Origin of the sequence: Desmospora activa DSM 45169, from assembly GCF_003046315.1 — a bacterium.
GTDB lineage: Bacteria > Bacillota > Bacilli > Thermoactinomycetales > DSM-45169 > Desmospora > Desmospora activa.
Genome location: NZ_PZZP01000001.1, coordinates 86,124 through 107,581, shown reverse-complemented (window position 1 = coordinate 107,581; position 21,458 = coordinate 86,124). Strand labels below are relative to the sequence as shown.

At 45.6% G+C, this 21,458-nt stretch carries 21 protein-coding genes and 1 pseudogene; 7 read left to right on the top strand and 15 right to left on the bottom strand.

The features are described 5' to 3' along the window. Positions 1-140: 140 nt before the first annotated feature. The 7 genes from C8J48_RS00510 to C8J48_RS00485 form a co-directional block, all read right to left on the bottom strand. Positions 141-578 (bottom strand): SMI1/KNR4 family protein, encoded by a 438-nt coding sequence (locus C8J48_RS00510; RefSeq protein WP_107724448.1) that lies wholly within the window; start codon positions 576-578, stop codon positions 141-143. Positions 579-739: 161 nt separating this feature from the next. Then, positions 740-1,309, bottom strand: a complete 570-nt coding sequence (locus tag C8J48_RS00505) for an imm11 family protein (protein WP_107724447.1) — start codon at positions 1,307-1,309, stop codon at positions 740-742. Between the two features lie 203 nt (positions 1,310-1,512). Further along, on the bottom strand, positions 1,513-1,662 hold the full coding sequence (locus tag C8J48_RS18575) for a hypothetical protein (RefSeq protein WP_170105025.1): 150 nt from the start codon (positions 1,660-1,662) through the stop codon (positions 1,513-1,515). 69 nt (positions 1,663-1,731) lie between these two features. Then, the gene (locus tag C8J48_RS00500; RefSeq protein ID WP_107724446.1) at positions 1,732-2,124 is read right to left on the bottom strand and encodes a hypothetical protein; all 393 of its coding nucleotides are present in this window, start codon (positions 2,122-2,124) and stop codon (positions 1,732-1,734) included. Between the two features lie 129 nt (positions 2,125-2,253). Next, positions 2,254-2,436, bottom strand: a complete 183-nt coding sequence (locus tag C8J48_RS00495; protein ID WP_107724445.1) for a hypothetical protein — start codon at positions 2,434-2,436, stop codon at positions 2,254-2,256. A gap of 173 nt (positions 2,437-2,609) precedes the next feature. Beyond that, on the bottom strand, positions 2,610-3,104 hold the full coding sequence (locus C8J48_RS00490) for an SMI1/KNR4 family protein (RefSeq protein ID WP_170105022.1): 495 nt from the start codon (positions 3,102-3,104) through the stop codon (positions 2,610-2,612). 3 nt (positions 3,105-3,107) lie between these two features. Continuing rightward, entirely contained in the window at positions 3,108-3,554 is a 447-nt protein-coding gene (locus C8J48_RS00485) for an SMI1/KNR4 family protein (RefSeq protein ID WP_107724443.1), read from the bottom strand. A gap of 562 nt (positions 3,555-4,116) precedes the next feature. Here C8J48_RS00485 and C8J48_RS00480 point away from each other — a divergent pair. From C8J48_RS00480 to C8J48_RS00470, 3 genes and pseudogenes are all read left to right on the top strand, one after another. Beyond that, positions 4,117-4,728, top strand: coding sequence for a DUF1963 domain-containing protein (locus C8J48_RS00480; RefSeq protein ID WP_146160426.1), 612 nt, complete (start codon positions 4,117-4,119; stop codon positions 4,726-4,728). Between the two features lie 398 nt (positions 4,729-5,126). Continuing rightward, a pseudogene (locus tag C8J48_RS00475) lies at positions 5,127-5,240 on the top strand (IS200/IS605 family transposase); the annotation flags it as partial. Positions 5,241-5,244: 4 nt separating this feature from the next. Beyond that, positions 5,245-6,300 carry an RNA-guided endonuclease TnpB family protein gene (locus C8J48_RS00470; protein WP_107724441.1) on the top strand — a complete coding sequence of 352 codons (1,056 nt, stop codon included), beginning with the start codon at positions 5,245-5,247 and terminating at the stop codon, positions 6,298-6,300. Positions 6,301-6,725: 425 nt separating this feature from the next. Here C8J48_RS00470 and C8J48_RS18570 read toward each other — a convergent pair whose 3' ends face one another. From C8J48_RS18570 to C8J48_RS00430, 8 genes are all read right to left on the bottom strand, one after another. Continuing rightward, entirely contained in the window at positions 6,726-8,264 is a 1,539-nt protein-coding gene (locus tag C8J48_RS18570; protein WP_170105020.1) for a restriction endonuclease subunit S, read from the bottom strand. Beyond that, entirely contained in the window at positions 8,261-9,682 is a 1,422-nt protein-coding gene (locus C8J48_RS00460; RefSeq protein WP_107724440.1) for a class I SAM-dependent DNA methyltransferase, read from the bottom strand. The genes C8J48_RS18570 and C8J48_RS00460 overlap by 4 nt, the downstream gene beginning before the upstream one ends. Before the next feature lie 24 nt (positions 9,683-9,706). Then, the gene (hsdR, locus tag C8J48_RS00455; protein WP_107724439.1) at positions 9,707-12,934 is read right to left on the bottom strand and encodes a type I restriction-modification system endonuclease; all 3,228 of its coding nucleotides are present in this window, start codon (positions 12,932-12,934) and stop codon (positions 9,707-9,709) included. A gap of 271 nt (positions 12,935-13,205) precedes the next feature. Next, positions 13,206-14,126: a ketopantoate reductase family protein gene (locus C8J48_RS00450; protein ID WP_107724438.1), complete on the bottom strand. Its 921-nt coding sequence runs from the start codon at positions 14,124-14,126 to the stop codon at positions 13,206-13,208. 361 nt (positions 14,127-14,487) lie between these two features. Next, positions 14,488-14,904, bottom strand: a complete 417-nt coding sequence (locus C8J48_RS00445; RefSeq protein ID WP_107724437.1) for a hypothetical protein — start codon at positions 14,902-14,904, stop codon at positions 14,488-14,490. A 251-nt stretch (positions 14,905-15,155) separates the two neighbouring features. Beyond that, positions 15,156-15,539 (bottom strand): glycine cleavage system protein GcvH, encoded by a 384-nt coding sequence (gene gcvH / locus C8J48_RS00440; RefSeq protein ID WP_107724436.1) that lies wholly within the window; start codon positions 15,537-15,539, stop codon positions 15,156-15,158. Positions 15,540-15,551: 12 nt separating this feature from the next. Continuing rightward, entirely contained in the window at positions 15,552-15,998 is a 447-nt protein-coding gene (locus C8J48_RS00435) for a redoxin domain-containing protein (protein ID WP_107727515.1), read from the bottom strand. A gap of 104 nt (positions 15,999-16,102) precedes the next feature. After that, a complete protein-coding gene (locus C8J48_RS00430) occupies positions 16,103-16,642 on the bottom strand; it encodes a peroxiredoxin (protein WP_107724435.1) in 540 nt (179 codons plus the stop codon). Positions 16,643-16,942: 300 nt separating this feature from the next. Between C8J48_RS00430 and C8J48_RS00425 the strand changes: the two genes are divergently transcribed. The 4 genes from C8J48_RS00425 (at position 16,943) to C8J48_RS00410 (ending at position 21,440) form a co-directional block, all read left to right on the top strand. After that, positions 16,943-18,532 (top strand): bifunctional metallophosphatase/5'-nucleotidase, encoded by a 1,590-nt coding sequence (locus C8J48_RS00425; RefSeq protein WP_107724434.1) that lies wholly within the window; start codon positions 16,943-16,945, stop codon positions 18,530-18,532. 162 nt (positions 18,533-18,694) lie between these two features. Then, positions 18,695-19,300 (top strand): hypothetical protein, encoded by a 606-nt coding sequence (locus C8J48_RS00420; protein WP_107724433.1) that lies wholly within the window; start codon positions 18,695-18,697, stop codon positions 19,298-19,300. Positions 19,301-19,305: 5 nt separating this feature from the next. Then, positions 19,306-20,559, top strand: coding sequence for a hypothetical protein (locus C8J48_RS00415; RefSeq protein WP_146160425.1), 1,254 nt, complete (start codon positions 19,306-19,308; stop codon positions 20,557-20,559). Further along, complete coding sequence (locus tag C8J48_RS00410; RefSeq protein ID WP_107724431.1) at positions 20,556-21,440, top strand: pre-toxin TG domain-containing protein; 885 nt, start codon at positions 20,556-20,558, stop codon at positions 21,438-21,440. Before C8J48_RS00415 ends, C8J48_RS00410 begins: the two co-directional genes overlap by 4 nt. Positions 21,441-21,458: the final 18 nt, after the last annotated feature.

The following is a 21,458-nucleotide window of genomic DNA, read 5'->3' as shown; positions in this document are numbered from 1 at the left end:
TATCACGAAATATCACATACCTGAAATGTTTGTTTACTGATTAAAACGTAATATTCTTTAACTAAAACCAAGAACACCTTCAAGTTGATAACGAAATGGTCCTAAGTATAGAGCCATTTCAAGCCACCTCAGCATCAAAATTAATCGTCCAGATTATCAATAGCCTCTTTAAACTGATCTAACAGGAAGTCATAAAAGTTATTATATTTTATTCTACTACTGCCAAACCGATCCCAATCAACCACAGGACACTCCCCATTTTTCATACTTGCTGTATCAAGACAATTTACCCATTCATCACAGTTTTCTATAACAACGAATGAATGAGGTAAACCATATTCTCTATATCTTTGTGTGAACTTTACACAAGTAGGAAGTTCGGTTTTAGAAACGCCAAGGATATCAACACCCCCAATACCTCCGTGACCAAAATTCTTAACAAACCATTTGTAATCATCTGGAAGTGTTACTTCTAACAATTCTTCGATTTGATTAACATGGAAATCATGTACAGAACCAGTAAAAAAACTATCTTCTCGGTATTCGCTTACCATAGCTAAAATTTTTTCCTTATTCATGTTTTAATTTCTTCCTTCTCATGCTACTTGTATCACCTTTCAAGCAGTATCGTCAAAGCCGCCTTTAGATTATCCCAGAAGAAGTCGAAATAATCAAAGCGGATCTTGCCGATAAAATTTAGCAGTTTCGACTCCAAAAGAGTGCCAAGATAGAAGCGTCATCATGAATCGGATTTTTCGGAGTCCCATACTTCCACAAAATCGTACCCTACTAACGAACTTGATGTTACCCTTTCTTTAAATTCATCTGATACAAAAACTCTGGAAAAAACACTGTCATCCAGATAAACTTTAAAAATATGCTGGTCAATTATCTTTTCCGGGATAAATGAATACTTCGTAAAACTAACTCGAAGGCCCGATTCTAGTTGTCTTACTATAGCTTTATCATAGTCGATGGCATCCACTGCATTTAATACATGCATTACAAAATAATTATGTTGAGGATGATTTAAAGGTAAAACCTCAACACTAACTTCAATTAAATCATAGACAACATTTAAAGCCCTTTCGGAGAAAATTGGGACATCGTCCCCTGATCCCCAAAAATGAGGGAAATCGCTTTGATCCCCTTCGGTCAAAGTATAGACCTCTACTTTCCCCCATTTATCAGCTATTGGAATAGGTTGATTGATGTTGTTGAAATATTTATCATGATCATCGTCGAAATTGACAAGTTGAAGATCTTCATATCCATCATCGAGTTTACTCTGCAATAGCCAAATTCTCATTAGATAACCCTCCGTCAGTGATCAATTTAGTGGTAAAGTACTGTTCCATTCACCGCACCAACCACTACCCCGACCAGGGCAAGATCGCCCCGTGTCAAGGTAAACAATGCCACCAACGGTAACAGTAGAAACAACGTCCATGTCCAGTCTTCATGGATACCTCTTTTACATAAAAAGACACCCACAAGGGATGCTTAAATATATTATAAATTCATAACTTGATCCCATTCAAGATCTTCCAAAATACTTTCTGTTTCATAAAAATGTTTGAAGGCTTTTTCTACAAGACCAAAACCTACAATATTGTTTCCAGGAAAATCACTACCAACCTTTTCAATGGTTATATTCTTCAACTAGATTTTGAACCCCTTTTAAATCCCCAGCACTCCCATCCACTTAAAACTCATTTGTTATTTTCAATTTTACTCCCAATCCAAGTCTGGGGATAATTTACCCGTTCTAAAAAAGTGTTCAAAAGCCTTTTCTACCGCTGAAAACTCTACAACAACATTCCCCATAAAATCTCCATCACCAAAGCTTATTATTTCTTCAGGATCACCATTTGGATTTAACAAAGTGCTAAAATCACCCTTATCATCAAAAAACTCTACTACAAATAGATGTTCATCTATCTCATCTATTTCTTCCCCAATTACCTCTCCTCCGACCACAGTTAGATACCCAACCTCTGATTCAAGAATCACCCTACTTCCTATTTCATCGATATTTTTTAATGTCTCAGGAATTTGCTCCCAAAGCGACTCCGTCTCATCTGATTTTATATAGGCTCCCCTTAGCAAGTGGATTGTCCGCATTCTGATGGGAACCATCTACCTAGAAGGAAACAGACCAATGGCCGGGTTTACTTTTGTCTTGCATTAGGATAGAATGAAGATAAAATAAAAAGGCACGAACCCGGCGGTCTCCGGGTCCGTGAACATCCTTTAACTATGGATTAGCAGTTGGGAGTCCGGTCCCCGTTGCCGCGGGTATCGGACTTCTTGCGTTTCTGGTGCAGCCAATAGGTCAGGAACACTGGTCCAAAGACCAGAAAAGCCTGCCAAAAATGGCTGAAGAGCCAAGAAAGCAAGTCTCGCATACGGTTTCACCTCCTTCCGTATGAGCATCGGGAGGCACCTCCTTTTCAGGGGCGATATCGGATAACCCCTGCCCTGGCCCAATGAGGCTAAGGCCAAGGCAGGGTCCGAAGCACTACCTAAAAAGAAGATCCGTATAGAGAAACGTCCGATATGGATCGTGCCTTGTCTATTCAGTATAGCATATATTTATGGAATATTCATTACCTATCATTTTTCAGGACTAAACCCTCCTCATCCAGATTATCAACAGCTTGTCGAAATTGATCAAACAGAAAGTCGTAAAAGTTATCATACTTTATTCTACTGTTGCCAAACCGATCCCAGCTAACTACCGGACACTCCCCATTATTCATACGTGCTGTATCAAGGCAATTCACCCATTCATCGACATTTTCAATCAGAACAAACGAGGGCGGGAGATTATACCTTCGACAATAAATCGTTGCATTTATTACTGGATAAACTCCCATTGCAGTAGTCCCTAAAATCTCAACACCAGCGATACCACCATGACCAAAATGTTTAAGAAACCATTGATAGCTATTTGGAAGGATTACATCAAGATCTTGCTCGATTTTACTGATCTGCTTATCCGATGCTCTTTCACTAAAATCATCCTTCTCGCCATACAGATTGATAAGTTCTATGATTTTATTTAGGCTCATTTCTTTCTTTCCTCCAACTTCTTTTATCATCATTTATCGATCCAAATAAAGTTTATTGACTAAGTCTGTAAAGGTATCACAAATATAATCAACATCCTCCGAGCCTTCATGGTCAACAAAAACAACCGATGGTCGAATGTTATCTTGGCTATAGTCAAAACAATAAAGGTTACCAGCAGGATCTAGCGCAAAAGGAACGAGTTCCTTTGGTAACTCTATATCCTCGTCTTCATACAGTGATCCATAGGCGGAAACAGCATTAAACTTTTTGTTTGGATTAAAGGAGAGAAGTTCACCGAACATCACTCGTTTGCGCCTATCATAATCAAAAAAGTACTGAACCGGCCTTCCACCATCATATTGCTTTACAACATTCACAAAATCCAGTGGAAGGCGAAAGCCAAAATACCTTTCCATTTCTCTAATTAAATGATCATCAAGTTTCTCTCCATTTTCCCACTGCATTTTTTGAGTGCTCACTATATCACCTTTCTAGCGATATCATTGCCGCCGTTTTTGATACCCTTTTACCAACTTCTCTACATCTATGTATAATATCTCATCGTGCTCAAATCATAGTAACTAGGATAATCGTCCTGATATGTAAGAGCAAATTGGAATGGGGATTGTTCTCCCCCGGCATCTTTCCATCTCTCATGGAGCCACTGTGCAATTGTTTCGATACTACATATAGGTCCAAATCTTCTACATTCTACATTCGGTATCATTGAAAAATCAATCGATCCAGAATCAATATCATCGGCTTTCCGTTGTTATCATAATATAGTGGAGCTTCTTCCAAGATATCTTCATGCGGACTGATGGTAAACCCTAAGCCATAATTGTATATTTCCGTGTGATCTCCACCTTAGAGAACCCACCCACTTCACAAACATAAGTTCGTAATGTAAACTATATATCATGATAGCTTTTAAAGCGAAGGTGAGATATTGAGTTGATTAAGCACTACATCGAGGAAGCGAGACAGAAATCGTCTGAACTCATTGACAAAAGCAGCTTTTCGGAAGGGGGCCGAAACTTTTTGAAAGAGCAATTGGCATACTCTGTTCGAATCAAAATGAAACGTACTTCCGACGACTCACTTTCCATCGGGCAGTCAAAGATCGGTGGCGATCCCGATTTACCTGAGGACTGGGAATGGCCAAGTTTCTACAATGTATATAATAAACGAACGATACCACTCTTTTTTGTCAGTCAGTTAAATCTGTCGGAAATAAACATGTGGGATTATGAAGGACGTCTTCCATCACATGGATGGATCTATTTCTTTGATCATGACTACCTAGAGGATTATCAGTTTTATGCCCTTCATTTTAAGGGGAGGGTGGATGAACTCACCCGTCGAACTATCGACGATGAGTCAAAAGTACGATTTCGCCCAGAGGATTGGAAGAGACTTGATCGTTATGATCCATGCCAACTCTCCTACTGGGCAGAGTGGATGCTTCCTTGTGATGGCGGCGCCCCCGATGAATTATATAATATTGAAAGCATATCTGGAGCGGATGTGACCGACCGTTATTATGATTTAAATGACGAAATCGAAAACCTATGTCCGTTTCCAGCGCAAAGTCGGTTGTTTGGATATCCTTATATGGAAGTAGAAGTCGATAATTGGCCCCTTTTACAGTAAGTCGCCGTCTGAAAGCCCACGGTTTCAATCGTGGGATGAAAGGCGGCGTTGCTCGAAACCCCCTTTTTAGGGGTAGCAAGAGCAACTCGTTTCTTGTATAATCGAACATATGAGCGGTTATCATCCCACTGGTAGTAGGTTTGTTCCTTGAAAACGTTATGGTATGGAGTTCCAGTGGCGAACCAATCCTTCCGCTGGGTTAAAAAGGAACGTAGGGACTAGGACACTGGTGCAGGTGTCCCGCCTATACGGGTACATGCGGCTTGGCTGTAGAACTGTATGGGACGGGGTGATGCCACACCCCTGAACTTGGGAGTTGTCCGAAGCAGAAATGAATTGAGGGTGTTAACTACCCAAGAATCCCACGGCTTTAGGCGTGTGGAGTGGTCAAAGTTCACCATATCCGCCATTTGCAGACTCTTTGGACACCTTCCTTCTTTGTCAATACGGCAGGAAAAGTGTCTAGTGACACAATCAAGCGTAATGTGGAGGAACAAAAAACAAGGGGGTGATAAAATGCCCACCATCACACTACGGCTTGAGCTGTTTAAGCCGACGGAAGCGAAACAAACCATGTATCGGCAAATGACTGCAATCAATACGGAGTTTGCGACCTGGCTTCTCCTACACCCTGAGGTCAATCAGGCAACCAGCAAGATTTTCAAGGAGTTTTCCTCCGATCCCTTTCCGTCTGCGGTTGTGAATCAAACGATTCGCGAAGTGAAGTCCCAGAAGAAAAAGCAACGTGCAAAAACGTTTCGTAAGATGTGGTGTTGCTTTAACAACCAAAATTTCAAGGTGGAGAAAAGTGGGGATTTCTATACCGTCTCCTTTCCCACCCTCGAAAAAAGGATTGGCGTTCCTGTGGTTACTCGTCCCTTTCAGCAAGCGTGGTTAGAGAAAATCGTGCAGGGGTCGGTGAAACTTGGGGCGGCGAAGCTCTATCAAAAGAAGCGGAAATGGTATATGGCCCTCCCCCTCACCTGGGAAGTGGAAGCAACCACCAAGAAAAAAGTGATGGGGATTGACCTTGGACTTCGCTATCTCGCTGTCAGTAGTGTGGGGACACAATCGCTGTTTTTCAAAGGAAGTCCCTGTGCCTTTGTTCGGCGCTTCTTTTTCTCACGGAGAAGAAAGTTAGGAAAGAACAAGAAATTACAAGCGATCCGCCAATCCAAAAACAAAGAATCTCGCTGGATGAAGAACCTGAATCATCAAATCAGCCGTCAATTGGTCAACTTCGCGATCACCCACGGTGTGGGAACGATCCGCATGGAAGACCTGACAGATATCCGTAACCGAGCCCAGTCAAAAAGAGAACCGGGAAGAAGCATGCATTCATGGTCTTTCTACCAATTAAAAGCCTTTATTCGGTACAAGGCGGAAATGGCTGGAATCCGCTTTGAAGAAGTGAACCCTGAATACACGAGCCAGACGTGTAAGTGTGGACACAGGGAGAAGCGGAATCGACAGGGGCTTCGTTTTCAATGCAAAAAATGTGGCTATGACTGCCATGCCGATTTAAACGGAGCCATCAATATCGGAAAAGCCATCTCCGGCCTTGCACCCTAGCGTACTGGTAACAGGTACGCCGCCCATGTGGGTACACTTCTAACTGCATGGGACGGGCTGATGAGACCGCCCTGAACTTGGGAGTTGTCCGAAACAGAAATGGACTGAGGGCGCGAACTACCCAAGAATCCCACGCCTTCAGGCGTGTGGAGTCTCAATGCAAATTGACTCAGACCCTGAAACGGATATGTACTGGGGAGATGCAGGCTGTATACAGTATCGAATCCGAAAATTAAACTGGAAGAATGGATTTCCGGATAACTTTCACGAGTGTGTCACACGAAGTATTTTTTCAACATAGAAGTGGGTTTCATTTTTCATCCAGGGAGTCAAGGGTGTTATGAGAATAACGATCCTGGGCTTCTTTTTAATATTAGCGTAGTTATTTCTTCATAAGAAAAGAAGACAGAGTCAGCGACTCCGTCTCATGTGATTTTATATAATTCTCCTTGCTCTGCAGCCAATAGAGTATGCTTTGGGGTCTGCTCGTAAGCCAGTCCATGTTGCTCTGCCAAGGTTTGTTTGAGGAGTTCTAAGGCGTTCTCCTCTGAGGAGTCGTTGGTGCCCAGTTCGCCACGGAAGGCGCGGGCGAGGATGGATTGGGTGAGAATAGTAAAATCAAAGGATGTAAGTGCACTTTTACTTTCTTCTTCTATTTTAAATACCTGTTGTAATAATCTGTTCAGATGGATCAATTCATTTTCTGGTGGTAAAGGAACAGGTAAACCGAGCAATTTTGTAGCATTTATATTTGCTTGACCCACTTGTTGAGTCACTGTTGATAGTAGATGATTTCGCCCATCAACACTGTTAATGTAGTAACAAATATATTGGGCCAATAAATCCTTGCAATATAAACGAACTCTTACCAAGTATGAGGCAAATGTCATTTTCCCAGCATGTTGGGATCTGACGATACCGGTTTTTCCAACAAGTTCATAGCTATTCGTCCGGTTAAACAATAAATCATTTTCTTCCAATTGATATTTCTCTATATCTGGATGATCACTGGGCAAATAACGTAAATTGGTCAGATCAATTTCTCCATATTGAATGTTCCCCATTCTTATTACAGGAATTCCATTCGCTTCATCATTCGTTTTTGTAGATGTACCGTAAACCGTACTCTCTGCAATCTCCCCCAACCGCACCCACGTCCATCCCTCCGGCAACTCATAAGGTGGATCAATCGGTGACAAATCACCACTCTTTTTCCGTCCACGCTTCAACGTCTCCGATTGAGCCTTCTCTTCCCGAATCCGTTCCAGCAATCGGTCGGCGGGTTCGATGTCGGGGTTTTGTTCCCGCCAAGTGCGGGTCAGTTCTCCGCAGAAGGCACGGGCAAGGATGGCGGCGCGACGTTGTTCAAAACTTTCCTGTGCTTCTTTAATCAGTTGCTTCGCCTCGTCGATTTTCCCAAGTAGGGATTCAACACGGTTGACGATTCGTTTTTGTTCCGGAAGAGGGGGGAGGGGGAAGGGGATTTGCTTCAGCTTTGCTTGTGTTAATTTTAGTCTCGTTGTACCGGTAACGAATCCATTATAATTAAATTGATTCAAGTAATAGGTTAAAAACCTGTTACCCACACTCCCAAAGCTGGATTTAAGAATATGAGCATGATTGTTAACCCATGCTTTCCCTTCAATTCTATAAGCTTTCGGTTTTATAGGATCTAAAAATGGGGCTCCATCCTCGCCAACAAGCACCAGTTCTTCGTTAGTCAAATAATCATCAATCCAACCAACTTGCCCAGTAGCACCATAGTAGGGAATATCTCCTTTTCTTAATTCCCTTTCACGTGCATTAACAGGTTTTCTAAACTTATCTAGACAACTTACTACTCCATTTAATAACCTTACCCACACCCAATTCTCCGGCACATCATACGGCTGCTCCTCCTTCGGCACCAGAGCTTCCTGCAATAGCTCCTCCATTGACTTTGTCTGTTTCTTTTTGCGACTCACTTCTTCACCCCCTCCGCTTTTTTCAACTCCGTCACCACTTCGTTTAACAGGCTGGTGGCGCGTTCCAGTTTGGCGATGGCTTCTTCGGCGGAGTCGATGGGGTCGGGGAGGTTTTCGTATACAGAAAGGGATTCGTCGACGATCAGTCCCAGGTCGAGGGTGTCTCCCTTGGCTCGGATTTCTTCGCGGGTAAAGCGGGACCAGCGTGTATCTTCCACTTGGGTACGGTCGGTGGCGGTGTAGGCTTTGACAAAGTCGTCAAAGTGAGCTTCGGTGAGAGCGTTGCGCTTGCCAAAGCTGGGCATGTTGGTGCGTAGGTCATAAAACCAGACTTCTTCGGTATTGCCCGTATCGGTGCTGCCCCGTTCAAAGAAGAGCACATTGGTTTTAACACCTTGCGCGTAGAAGATGCCAGTAGGCAGGCGCAGAATCGTATGGAGTCGACACTTGTTCATCAGGTCTTCCCGTACTTGGCGGCCGACTCCATCTTCAAACAGAACATTATCCGGTAGGACGACGGCGGCACGGGCTTTCTCGTTTTGCTTCAACGCCCGGTAGATATGTTGAAGGAAATTAAGCTGTTTGTTGGTGCTGGGAAAGGTAAGATCATCCCGCGCCGGCCGCTCTCCGCCCCGCTTGGTTCCAAAGGGTGGATTGGTGAGGATGACATCCATCTCATCCATTTGCATCCCGATACTGGAGAGGGAGTCTCCCAGATGGATTTTGCCTTCAATTCCGTGCAGACGGGCGTTCATCAAGGCGAGGCGATGGGTCTCCTGTACCAATTCACAGCCACTGAAGGCTTCATGAACCTGAAAGGTTCGTAACTTCAATACATCGTAGTAATTGTCTGTCTTGTTCTTCACATGCTGATCCGCAGCAATCATAAAGCCAAAGGTGCCGGCGGCAGGATCATTGCAACGCTCGCCGGGTTGGGGGTCGATCAGTTTTACCATCACATCGATCAGGGGCCGTGGAGTAAAGTATTGACCGGCACCTGATTTCTTTTCGCTGGCGTTTTTCTCCAACAGTCCCTCATACAAATTGCCAAGCCCTTCTTCGCGGGCACTGTACCAATCAAGATCATCGATGGAGCGGATAATCTTCTCCAGGTTTTTGGGCTGGTCAATATTAGTAGAAGCGTTGTGATAGATTTGGCGAATCAGCTCATCTTCCGCCTCGGTGCCTAAGTGAGTGAGCAGTGCACGATAATGTTTGTACATTTCTTCCCCATGGAGGGAGCACAGTTGGTGCCAACGATATTTTTCCGGGATGGCCTCTTCCTGTCCGCGCTCATTCATCATTTTAAGAAAAAGAATGTACGTGAGCTCAGTCACGTACTGATGATAGGTGATCCCGTCGTCACGCAGGACATTACAGAGATTCCACAGCTTTTGTACGATTTCTTGGGTGTTCATCCAAGGTGTCAGTCCTTTCTCTCTTTAAGCAAAAAGATCGCGGTTAATCTGGTTTAACAAGGTTTGTGCCTGCCCTTTGCCAAACACTTTTTCAATTTGTCTGTATCCGCCATTACTGATAAAAGGTTCCTTATCAAATGCTTGCTGGGCATCAGGACCAAGCACACTATAATGGATCAGGGCTTTCTCGATCCAGTCGAGCCAACGTTTTTGCAACGGTTTCCACTGGCGGGATCGGCGCAGTCTCTCCATCACACCCCGCACCCGCTCTTCACGGGAGACCAATGGTTCACGCAACATCTGCTGTCGGATAAAACCGATAATATCGGCGGCGATCTCCTCTTGTGTCGTCTCGCTCCAGGCGGTTCGCAAATTGGCTTCGCGGTAACCTGCCCTGGCCAACTCTCGACGCAGCTCCTTCAGGGACTCCCGAGTTAAATCCGAGGGACGTTGGCATACCAGTTTTAGAGCGGGAATGCGGTTTTCATTCTCATGCAGAAAACGGTTAAATTCCGCCAAGTACTCCTCGGGCTTCTCCGCATTGCCGTATCCCCGTCCATGGCTGAGAAGTTCATCCTGATGATTGGAGATATATTTGCGACGGGGTTGCGGTGTACGTTGGTCGAGAAACTCAAGTAGCGGCCCCTCTTTTTCTAATTTCTCTCCCACTTCTTGTGGTGAAGCGGTCTGCAACCACGCTGCAAACTCATCCTCACTCTGACCACAGAGATCTTGAAACTCTTCTCGATCCTGCTCCTGGAAATAGCGACGCTTACGACTCAGTTTAGACACTAGGGTATTACTATACCGTTTTTTTAAGTCAGCGTCATCCACTTCCCGCAACTCCGCCACCAATTGGGAAAAGGATGTTTGCGGATTTACTGTCGCCGGTTTCATCTTGGAAAAGGGCTCCAGGGATTCATACAAGCGCACCGGATCCCAGATTTCAAAATGCTCCTTGCCTACGCGTTCACAGGGACGAGTGGCACGGCCCATCATCTGTTCATACAAAATACGGGATTTCACCCGCCGCAAGAAAACGATGGTGCAAATCGCCGGTATGTCGATCCCGGTTGTTAGCAGATCGACTGTTACTGCTACCTTGGGATACTCTTCATTTTTAAATCGTGTAATCGCACCCTCAGGATCATCAATGGCGCTGGTAATTTTCATCACTGTGCGATCATCTTCATCGTGATGCCACTCTACCAGCTTTTTCTTCAGGATCTTTACCACCAGATCGGCATGATCATTATCAACAGCAAAAATTAGCGCCTTCTTTCCGTTGTCCAGGTCGATGTGTTGAACCAGCTCATCCAGCACCGTCTCGTTAAAGGATTCAGTAATTACATCACGGTTAAACTGATCCACCTCAATGTTAACCTCATCTTCTAAACGATCAATCGTCTCCACGGTATAGTTGTCGGCATTGTATACTTCTACCGACTCACCGTGCTTCCACTGAATTCCCTCTTTTGCCAGCTTGGTGGTAAGCTGATGGGGTGGAGTATGGTCGATCAGATAGCCGTCCACCACTGCTTCGGTATACCCGTAGTTGTATGCCGGCGAACCAAAAATCTGTTGTGTATGCAAAGCAGGGGTAGCGGTAAGTCCAATTTTGACGGCATCAAAATAATCCAGCACCCGTCCATATTGGCTGATGTAATCTTGTAAATCGCGAAATTTCATCTCTGTCTCGGTCATCTCTTTATCCAATTTGTATCCACGATGGGCTTCATCGACAATGATGCAATCATATAAGCCCACGGAAGGAATCCGATTGCTCTCATCCTGTTTAAAGAGTCGATGAATCATTCCCTGCACGGTTTGGATATGAACCTTGGTCTCCGCGTTGGGCTCTTTCTCCTTTAAACCTTGCAACTCAAAAATTTGGTTAAAGGTGCGCAGGTTTTCTAAGGGAGACTCCTCAAAAGCCTCTTTCGCTTGCCTTCCCAAAGCTTTCCGATCGACCAGGAACAAAACGCGCCGAAAGGTCTTGGTCTTGATCAGACGGTACAATAATCCGATCGCTGTACGGGTTTTTCCAGTGCCAGTCGCCATGGAAAGTAGGATCTTACGCTTTCCTTTTTGGACTGCCTGCTCAACCGCCAGGATCGCCTCTTCCTGATATGGGCGCAACTTCAGGTAATCAAGGGGCTCATCCTGAAGTTTGGCTTGGGCGTTCTCAGCCTCCCGCTCCAACTTCTCTTTTAGATCCCGTGGAGAAAACCAGGCGGGAAGGGCACGGGAGTGATTGTTACGACTGCGGAGGTCTTGATACCAAATGCCTGACTTCTCTTCCACCTGTTTAAAATACTCCCGCCCATTTGTCGCAAATATAAATGGAACGCGATAATCTCCCCAGGGGCCTAGAACCTCTTCTCCCTCGATTTTCTCAATACTCTGGGCATAGCGCTTCGCTTGATCCAAGTGGGAAGGGATATCTTCATCGATGCTTTTGGCTTCCACCAAACCGACCAGCTGCAATCCGATAAAAAGGGCATAGTCAGCCTTGCCAGTCGTTGTCGGCCATTCGGCGATGGCGCGATTTTCCCCTTTTTCCGGACGGGCACCATGAGCATAGCGCAGGTTGCGTGAATTCACTTCCCACCCTGCTTGCTCCAGCTGTTTATCGATAAGGCGACGGGTCTCTTCTTCTGATAGCTGCAGACGTTTTGCCGCCGCACGCGCTTGTTTTCGTCGCTCCAAAATTGCCGCTTGGTTGCGGGATTCCTTTCGAATCCGCTCCAGTTCTTGTTCAAATTTTTGTTCCAGTCGCTCTTGTTCGCGCTGAAACTCCGCCTCCAGCTGCTGACGAATTTCTTCCGGTTCCGGTATCGGAGCCGGTTTTCGATATTTCGCTGGTTCGTATTGCCATTCACCGTAGGTTTGCATCAGCCATATGGCTAATTTATGAGATGTCTTTAAAACGACTTCTCCTTCTTCATATGTACCAACTGCATCATGAACAGCGGGATTTCCCTTCTCCCTTATCGAATGCAACATCCCGACCACCTCTTGCGGCACATCCGCTTCCCGCCGCAAGGCACGTAAGCGTTCATATTGTGTACGGGGATAAGGTTCACCCAATCCTTCTTCTTCATAGATAAATTTAGCCATTGTCTCCCCAAACAGACGCACTTTATACAAAGTCGTGTTGGGATCATGGTGAAGATTGCGCTCAGCTGCTTTTCCCAATGTTGTTAGAAGAGGCCACCGTTGTTGAAGAAACTGAAAGTTACTCTCTCTCATAGCACCCTCCAACTTGAAAATAGTCTATCTTAATTATAGCAAAGGATTGGAAAGTTTTAATACTTGACACTCCCGTAAAACTCTCCTTAACCATCCGTTAAAATAGAACACCTACCGCGGTAGTTCTTCACCCATGGATATCTGGAACTGAAGTATTGATTAGACCAACATATCGCAAGATAACACCAATAAAGCGACACGTACTACCCTGGTATCTTTTCATCACACAATAAAAAAGACCGCCCGCCGCGGTCTTCCCTGAAACCTACCGTCACTCGCCTATCCTCTCCCGCTCATACCCCTGCAACCGCGCCACCACAGCGTGAAGCAGCGGGAGGTCCATTTTCGGACCGGCCAGGTCGAGCAGGAAGCCGTGGAGATGATCCACTTCGACAGCGTTTCCCTTTTCCATATCCCGTAACATCGAGGACTTCATCGAAGGGGTGAGCTGCTCCAATGTTTGCCGTACTTCCTCTTCCAATTGCAGCACCATCTTTGGTTCACGGATAGAGGCCGCTTGGACGATATCGGACAATAGGCGACGGAGGCTTTCCAATCCGCCACGCACCTCCCGTATCGGGCCGATGGCGCTTCCCATCAGGGAGGTGATTCCGCTAAAGGTGGCGATAAAGAGGTACTTTTTCCACATTTCGCGAAGGATGTCGTCGGATCGATACACACCGGCACGAATACCGACAAAGGTTTCATCTAGTTGCGCCATCCGCTCCTGTTGTGATGGAGAGAGCGCCCCATAAAAGAGGTCGTGGCGGTGACTGTATTGCTCCACCTCTCCTTGGGCATTCAGGGTCGTCTCAATGAAGCACAATCCCCCTACCACTCGTTCCTCCCCAAATGCCTCCCGTAGACGGTCGAGGTGGGCGATACCGTTGAGCAAGGGTAGAATCAAGGTGTGATCTCCTACATAAGGGGTGAGATCACGGATCGCCGCCTCTAGATAATACGCTTTCACCGACAGGAGTACCAGATCAAAGGTAGGAGCCGATTCGCCGGTGACCAGTGTGGTTACCGCCCCGTGCCAATCGCCGTGTACACTTTTGATCCCCAACCCTTGCTCCTGCAACTCACGGCGGCGACGTTCCCGCACCAAAAACGAGACATCCCTCCCTGCTTCCACCAAACGGCCGCCAAAATAGCCGCCAACGGCACCGGCCCCCACGACTAATACCTTCATCGTTTCGTTCCCTCCCATGTCGATGAAATCTATTTTTATTAGTATAACAGAAGAAAGTTTATGGTTAATCGCAGTCGGGGTTTATAAGCTTAGTCACCTCCCTCGGAATACCATAAACTACCCCAGAATCCTCTGCGTTTACGCATGGGGAGTGGTCAAAATTGTATAAGACTACATCCTGTATCAACCACTCAATCATAGGCTAATTCTTCTCACGAAAACCCCCTTATAAAAATAGAACATCTCCCACCCGTATAATAAATAGCCAGTCTCTCATTTCGAAAAACTGGCTTTCACATCGACGCTCTTCAATGCCGTCGTTATCTTTGAGATCAGTCCGGTTACGGGCTAGGCATATCACTCAACGCGATTTTGTTTTCTGAAAACGGCGCAGTTGCTTCCCTAAGCGATGGAGGCGATGCTTCAGTGTTTTTTCCCATTCTTCGTCCCCTAAGTCCTTGGCGACATTCATCAGGTCCAATGCCATATCGATCTGCTCGCGCAAAACGACCTCGGGATACCCCTCTTGAAAGCTGGTGCAACATTCTTTCCACTCAGCAATCATCTCAGGTTCAATATTATCCTTTAAGTTGACTTCCCGAGCGCCATCACCTCGAGCATATTCCAGCATAAGTTGAAATTCGTGCTCAACGGCATGATGAACTTCTACATGATGGCACACCGGGCAGAATAACAGGGGAACATTGTGAATAATCGTCGAACCTTGTCGCAACGTCCCGACTGCTCCCACCATGGTGGCACCGCAGCAAAAACCCATGTCTCCCCTGCCCCCTTTTATTTGGATCATGCTGAAACGCATAATTGTTGGACTTGTGTGAACTCTTATCGGTATTGTACCACAAGATCCAATAGAAAAAACCATCCATTTTTCCTATATCCGATTGTCGCTTTTTGTCGTATCTCTCTGTCGAACGGCTGGTTTGATTACCAATGACGGCAACACTTTTTTCAACCAATAAAAAAGACCCCGGCACCCGGGTGGGCACCAAGATCTGTCGTTTACAACTCTTATTCAGCGGAAACCATCGCTTCATACTTATCTGCATCCATCAGTTTGTCCAAATCAGCTGTATCGGTGATCTCTACTACGATCATCCAGCCGCTTTCATAGGGTGCTTCGTTGACATTCTCCGGTGAGTCTTCCAGATCACCGTTTACTTCCACCACTTTCCCGCTGACGGGTGCATATAACTCAGAGACGGTTTTAACCGATTCTACGCTGCCAAAGGGAGAGTTGGCTTCCAACTCAGCGCCCACTTCCGGCAACTCCACAAAGACAATGTCCCCCAGCTCGGACTGTGCAAAATCGGTAATACCGATCCGCACTTTATTCCCTTCTTGCTTCACCCATTCGTGCTCATCACTGTAACGTAACTCCTTGGGTAGATTCATCCACAACCCCTCCTACTCATTGGTCCCCAAGACGCGTGCAAGGGGTTTTTCCATCATTTTGAGCGCTTTTTCGCCGGCAGAGCGATGGCGCAATTGTCCTTCTTCATCAAACAGGTAAAAAGCGGGCACAAATTGGTTCTCAAACGCATCCACAATGCTGTGCTGATTATCGACGGCTTGTGGATGGGTCATCTCATATTTTTCAATGGTCTCCTTGACCGGACCAATCTCGGTATCCTTCTCAGAACGGGGCATATGAATCCCGATCACCTGTAGCCCTTTGTCCTGATGTTCATCCCGAATCTTCAATACCTCCGGCATGCTTTCTTTGCACAATCCGCAGCTAACGGACCAGAAATGAACCAATACCGGCTTTCCTGTCAGACCTTCCTTTTTCACTTCGCCGTTTACCCATTCCGTCGCACCTTGCAGCTCCGGCATGGGGGTACGCAAACGCAAAGCCATCACGGATTCCTCCTTCAAACTTCAAAAGCGAGCAACAAATCGATGTGTTGAAAAAGGACCTAACATGCCGTTAGGCCCTTGCTATTATCCGTTTCGGATCAAAGGGTTTTTTGGCCCGGCTTCCAGTCAGAGGGGCACAGACCGCCTGTTTGCAACGCCTGCAGCACGCGCAGGGTTTCATCCACACTGCGGCCGATGTTGTTGTCAGTCACCACTTGGTAGCGCACGATCCCTTCCGGATCGATGATAAACAGACCGCGCAGGGCGATCCCTTCGTCTTCCAGCAGCACACCGTAATCACGGCTCACTTGGTGAGTAGTGTCGGCACCCAGGGGATACTTGATGTCGCCCAGACCGTTCTCATCCCGAGGGGTTTTGATCCAAGCCCGGTGGGAGAACTTGCTGTCGGTGCTAACACCGATGATCTCGGTATCCAAGTCTTCAAATTCATCGTAGCGGTCGCTCAAAGCGGTGATCTCAGTCGGGCATACAAAGGTGAAGTCCAGGGGATAGAAGAAAAGGACCAACCATTTGCCCTCGTAGTCGGAGAGTTTCACCTTTTCATCCAATGTTTCAAGGTTTTTTGTGCTTTCCATTTCAAAGTTCGGTGCTGGTAATCCTACCAAACGAGTCGCCATTTGTTCCCTTCCTCCTTGAGTATAGGATCTATTATCCCTTTATGTTCAAAGAACCGACCAAACAAACCTGTCTAGTCGATTTGGCCCAACTATAAAATAACACTTGTGACATAGAAGTCAATACTAAATTGGATTATTTATAAACTGGTAATGATTCTAATTGTCATCTTCGCTTGAATAACGAATTTTACCGGAAGGAAAAACCCCTACCTTTGGCTAAATCTTTACGTTGGGTCCAACCGATCTTCATATCTGTTGTTTACCCTAAAAACAGATTCTTACACAGGGGGAGAAACTTGAATGAAAAGAAAATGGGGAAACATTTTTCTAGCGGTTTTGCTAGGGGTCGCGCTACTCGTTAGCCCGGCGACATTAGCAGAAGCCGCGAAAGGGCCAAAACCGGTCGATCTCAAGATCCTGGCCATCAACGATTTACACGGTCAATTAAATGTGAGCCAGCAGATTGGAAATGATCGAGCTGGCCGCGCCGATTACTTGGCTGCATACTTGAAGAAACATGAGCAAGAAGGGCAAAACGTTCTCAAAGTGCACCAAGGAGACATCGTGGGAGCCAGTGCACCGGTTTCAGCTCTGCTACAGGACGAACCCACCATTGAGATCCTGAATGAACTCAAATTTGACCTCGGTACTGTCGGCAACCATGAATTTGATGAAGGTGTCGACGAGATGATGCGCCTGATCAACGGTGGCCATCATGAAAAAACCGGCGACTTTGCCGGAGCCGATTTCCCTTATACGGTTGCTAACGTCGTCTGGAAAGATTCAGGCAAAACAATCCTACCCTCTCATTCTATTAAGCGCGTAGAAGGAATCCCTGTCGGCTTTATCGGCGTGGTAACCACAACCACTCCCAGCATTGTATCACCGGATGGAGTCAAGGATGTGAAATTCCTGGATGAGGCGGAATCGATCAATCGCGAAGTGAAAAAGCTGCAGAAAAAAGGCGTCAAAGCGATCGTCGTCCTCGCTCATGAAGGCGGCTCCCAGGATCGGGAGACCAGTGAACTTAGCGGTCCCGTCGTGGATATCGCCGAGAAAGTGGATGATGAGGTGGATGTGATCCTGGCCGGTCACTCCCACACCTATATGAACGGCACCGTCGACGACAAGTTGATTGTACAAGCTTACAGCGGTGGTACCGCCTTTGCCGATGTAGACCTGCAACTGGATCGACGCAGCAAAGACATCGTCAATAAAAAGGCGGAAGTGGTAACCACCTATCATTCCGGCATTGAACCGGATCCGCGAATCGCCGATATGATCGCAGCTTATGAGGAAAAAGTGGCCCCGATCATCAATGAAGAGATCGCAGAAGCAAAAGAAACGATCACCCGTGAACAAAACAATGCCGGAGAATCGGCGCTGGGTAACCTCGTAGCTGACTCACAGCGTCAATATATGGAGACCGATTTTGCCTTTATGAATCCTGGTGGTATTCGTGCCGACATTGAAGCGGGCACCGTCACTTGGGGAGACCTATACACCGTTCAGCCTTTCGGCAACGACCTGGTGACGATGACACTAACCGGTGAACAGATTAAACGCCTGCTGGAACAACAGTGGCAACCGGATCGCCCCCGTTTCCTGCAAATCTCCGGCCTCACCTACACCTATGATGATTCCCGTTCACAGGGAGATCGCGTCCTGGAGATTAAAAAAGAAGACGGCACCCCCTTGGAGGATGACGCCACTTACACCGTCACTGCCAACAGCTTTATCGCCACCGGCGGCGACAACTTCACTGTCTTCTCGGAAGCTACCGACCAAGTGACAGGGCCGGTCGATCTGGATGCTTTGATCGATTATGCCAAAAAGCTGCCCCAACCGATCTCGTATGAAATCGAAGACCGAATTCAAAAAGCCAATTAAACAGCAAAAAAGACGGGGGCGTCATGCTCCCGTCTTTTTTGGATCGTTCGTTGCCGATTTAGTTCATAAAATTGGATTTAATGAAATAATAAAGGAGACAAATGTATTTTTATCTGATAAAATCGAATTCATATAATATTAATAAAGAGTGGTGGAATTTGATTGAATCGACAACAGATGATATTGGCTGCACTTTTCACTGGTTCAGGAGTCGCTTTGCTTGTTTACATTTTGTCAGGCGTTTCTTTATTAGCAACCTTTTTAGTCACTACGCTCGGAGCAGTGATAATTGGAACCTTTATTTGGCGTAAAGCGAGTGGTCAACAACAGGGTTCTTTAAAAACACGCTTCAAAGTAGGGTTGATATCTGGGATATTTGCAACTCTTGCATATGATCTTTCCCGTTATTTATTAGTAACGCTCACTCCGATGACTGTTTGGCCATTTGAAGCATTTATGGTATTTGGACAGGCGTTTATAGGAGAAGAGGTGAGAGGACCTGGGGTTTTCTTGCTTGGTGTGATATACCATGTTATTAATGGACTAACATTTGCTATCGCTTATACATTCGCTTTTGCTCATAAAGGAGTCTGGGCGGGCCTTGCTTGGGCTCTTACACTGGAAGTATTGATGCTTACGATATATCCAGGTTGGCTCCAGATTGATCAAATCGGTCAATTTGTAGGGATGTCTTTTTTTGGACACGTGTTTTACGGTCTGGTCCTAGGATATACGGCTCGAAAATTAATCGTTCGTTATAAAGGGTGATCAGCGTGAAGCAGAAACAAGACCCCTCTCAGCATGCAACTATAAAGCCCAATGTTAATGAGAATCGATTCATTCATTTTTTTTGGATACGATTAGCTTGTTGGAGTTTGTATTGGAACCGAACAATGCCATTAACGATGACCGACGGTTTTCATCTCACTGCTTGGCCGCGTTGGGGTTCATTGTTACCACTGGTTTCTCTTACTACCGGATTGCTTTTTGGATGGCTCAATCTCGGTTATGAATACATTTATTCCGAATCGATTTTATTTTTGACTGTTGCCGTTATCTTTGGGATATTTAGTGCCCATTTAGGAATCATGTTTTTGATCGGTTTTACGTTTGGAGAGTTTATCTTGTCTTTAGACTGGTTCTCTACTCCCCGAATTGGCCGCGATGGTATTGTTCAGAATATTTTCCTCCACCGGGTTCCACTACTGATTTCATATGGATTGCTAGCAGTGTTGATGGTTAAGATCCCCGTATTAACAAAGCAACTACTTGCCCAAATTCACCCGCCACAAGGGCTTAGCCGAAAAACGAAAACAACTTTGGTAATGATCGGGCATAGTTTGTTAACCGCTGTAATGGTTTATTTTTGGATACAGATAATGCCGGTATTAATCAGACCTGTGTTTACATGGATTTCACGTAATCCCAGCGTTAAGGCGGTTGAAACTTTTCAAGTATACGGTTTTTGGCTTGTGTTTGTGGCGGTGTTCATTTCACTTTTCAGAGTATATCTACAAAGCCTGACTACCTATCAACGTGAGTTAAGAAAACGGATCGATACACTGGAAAGGACATTTGAACAAAGATTGATGGAAAAACCCGAGGTCATCCCGCTTCGGGATCGACTTCATCCATGGGTACATACAATACTCGTATCCGTTATGTTGACCCTTGTATTGTCTGGGTTGTATGAATCATGGATCGATGCTATTTTGTTAAGTTCTTTCATCTTATTTTTGCAGGCAGCGAGAATTCGCCTTATTCCGGTTCCTCTTGGAAAATGGCCGCAGTGGATAGAACGCGTCCCACTTTTATATCGTTTGATCATCGGATTTGTCGTCATCTTGTTTTTGTCCCACCAGATAATGAATTTTTTCTATTCCTCCTCTTTACAAACATTTCGCCCGGTAATTTTGCTAACGGGATTGGCAATGTTCATTGCTTTTCTGCTAAATCCCGGTAACCCAAGTCAAAACCCCTCGTCCTCTTTTCCATCTTCAGAGCAGAAAGGGGCACGTTCAATATGAAAGGGAGGGAAATATCGAAACCTTCTGATACCGAACAGAAGCGTTACAATTATACCCTATACTTCTTGATGATTCTGTTACTTTCCATCGTTTTTATCCTGCTTTTGCCCCCAGATATAGCACAAGCCCATAACTGCGGGGATTTTAGAGATTGCTACAGTACACTGCGAGCAGCAGTAGCGGCAACGTTAGGCTTAAGTATGTTTGCAGTAATGCTGAGTATCGGCTTAGATTTTGTTCCTATTGTCGGACAGACCAAAGGAATGATTGAAGCGATCAGCGGCCGCGACTTAATTACTGGTGAAGAGTTAGAAGATCATGTACGACTACTGGGAATATTGGGACCAGCCGGTCGTATTGCCGGTGGGGCTGCATCGGTAGGTCGTGGTGCGAGTCATTTCAGCAAGGCCGAAAGTGGGTACATAGAGATCCAGCGATTTAGACGAATCTTAAATATGCCTCGTTACTCTTTGACAAATGGCAGAACGGGTACGGTGGCAAGAGTAGAGGTGAATGGTCGTCGCATATTCGGTGTGAATACATCACTAATAAAAAATTCCAAATATGCACCAAGGGATATGGACTTACGAAGAAGATGGCTGAGGGAGGTAAATTGGGTTCCACCGAAGAAAAATAAACCGAATCACTTAGGGCATGCTCAATCGCTGAGTCATGCAGAATCCCATGCTTTAATTCGGGCTTATGAACGGATGGAACGATTAGGTGGTCAATTACCAAAGAAATTAACAATGGTTGTTGATCGACCAACCTGTAATATCTGTAGAGGAGAAATGCCTGCATTGCTAAAGAGATTGGGTATAGAAGAATTAACGATTTACAGTGGCGGTAGAGACGCAATAATCATTAAAGCGATAAAATAGAAAAAAGGAGTTCAAAAT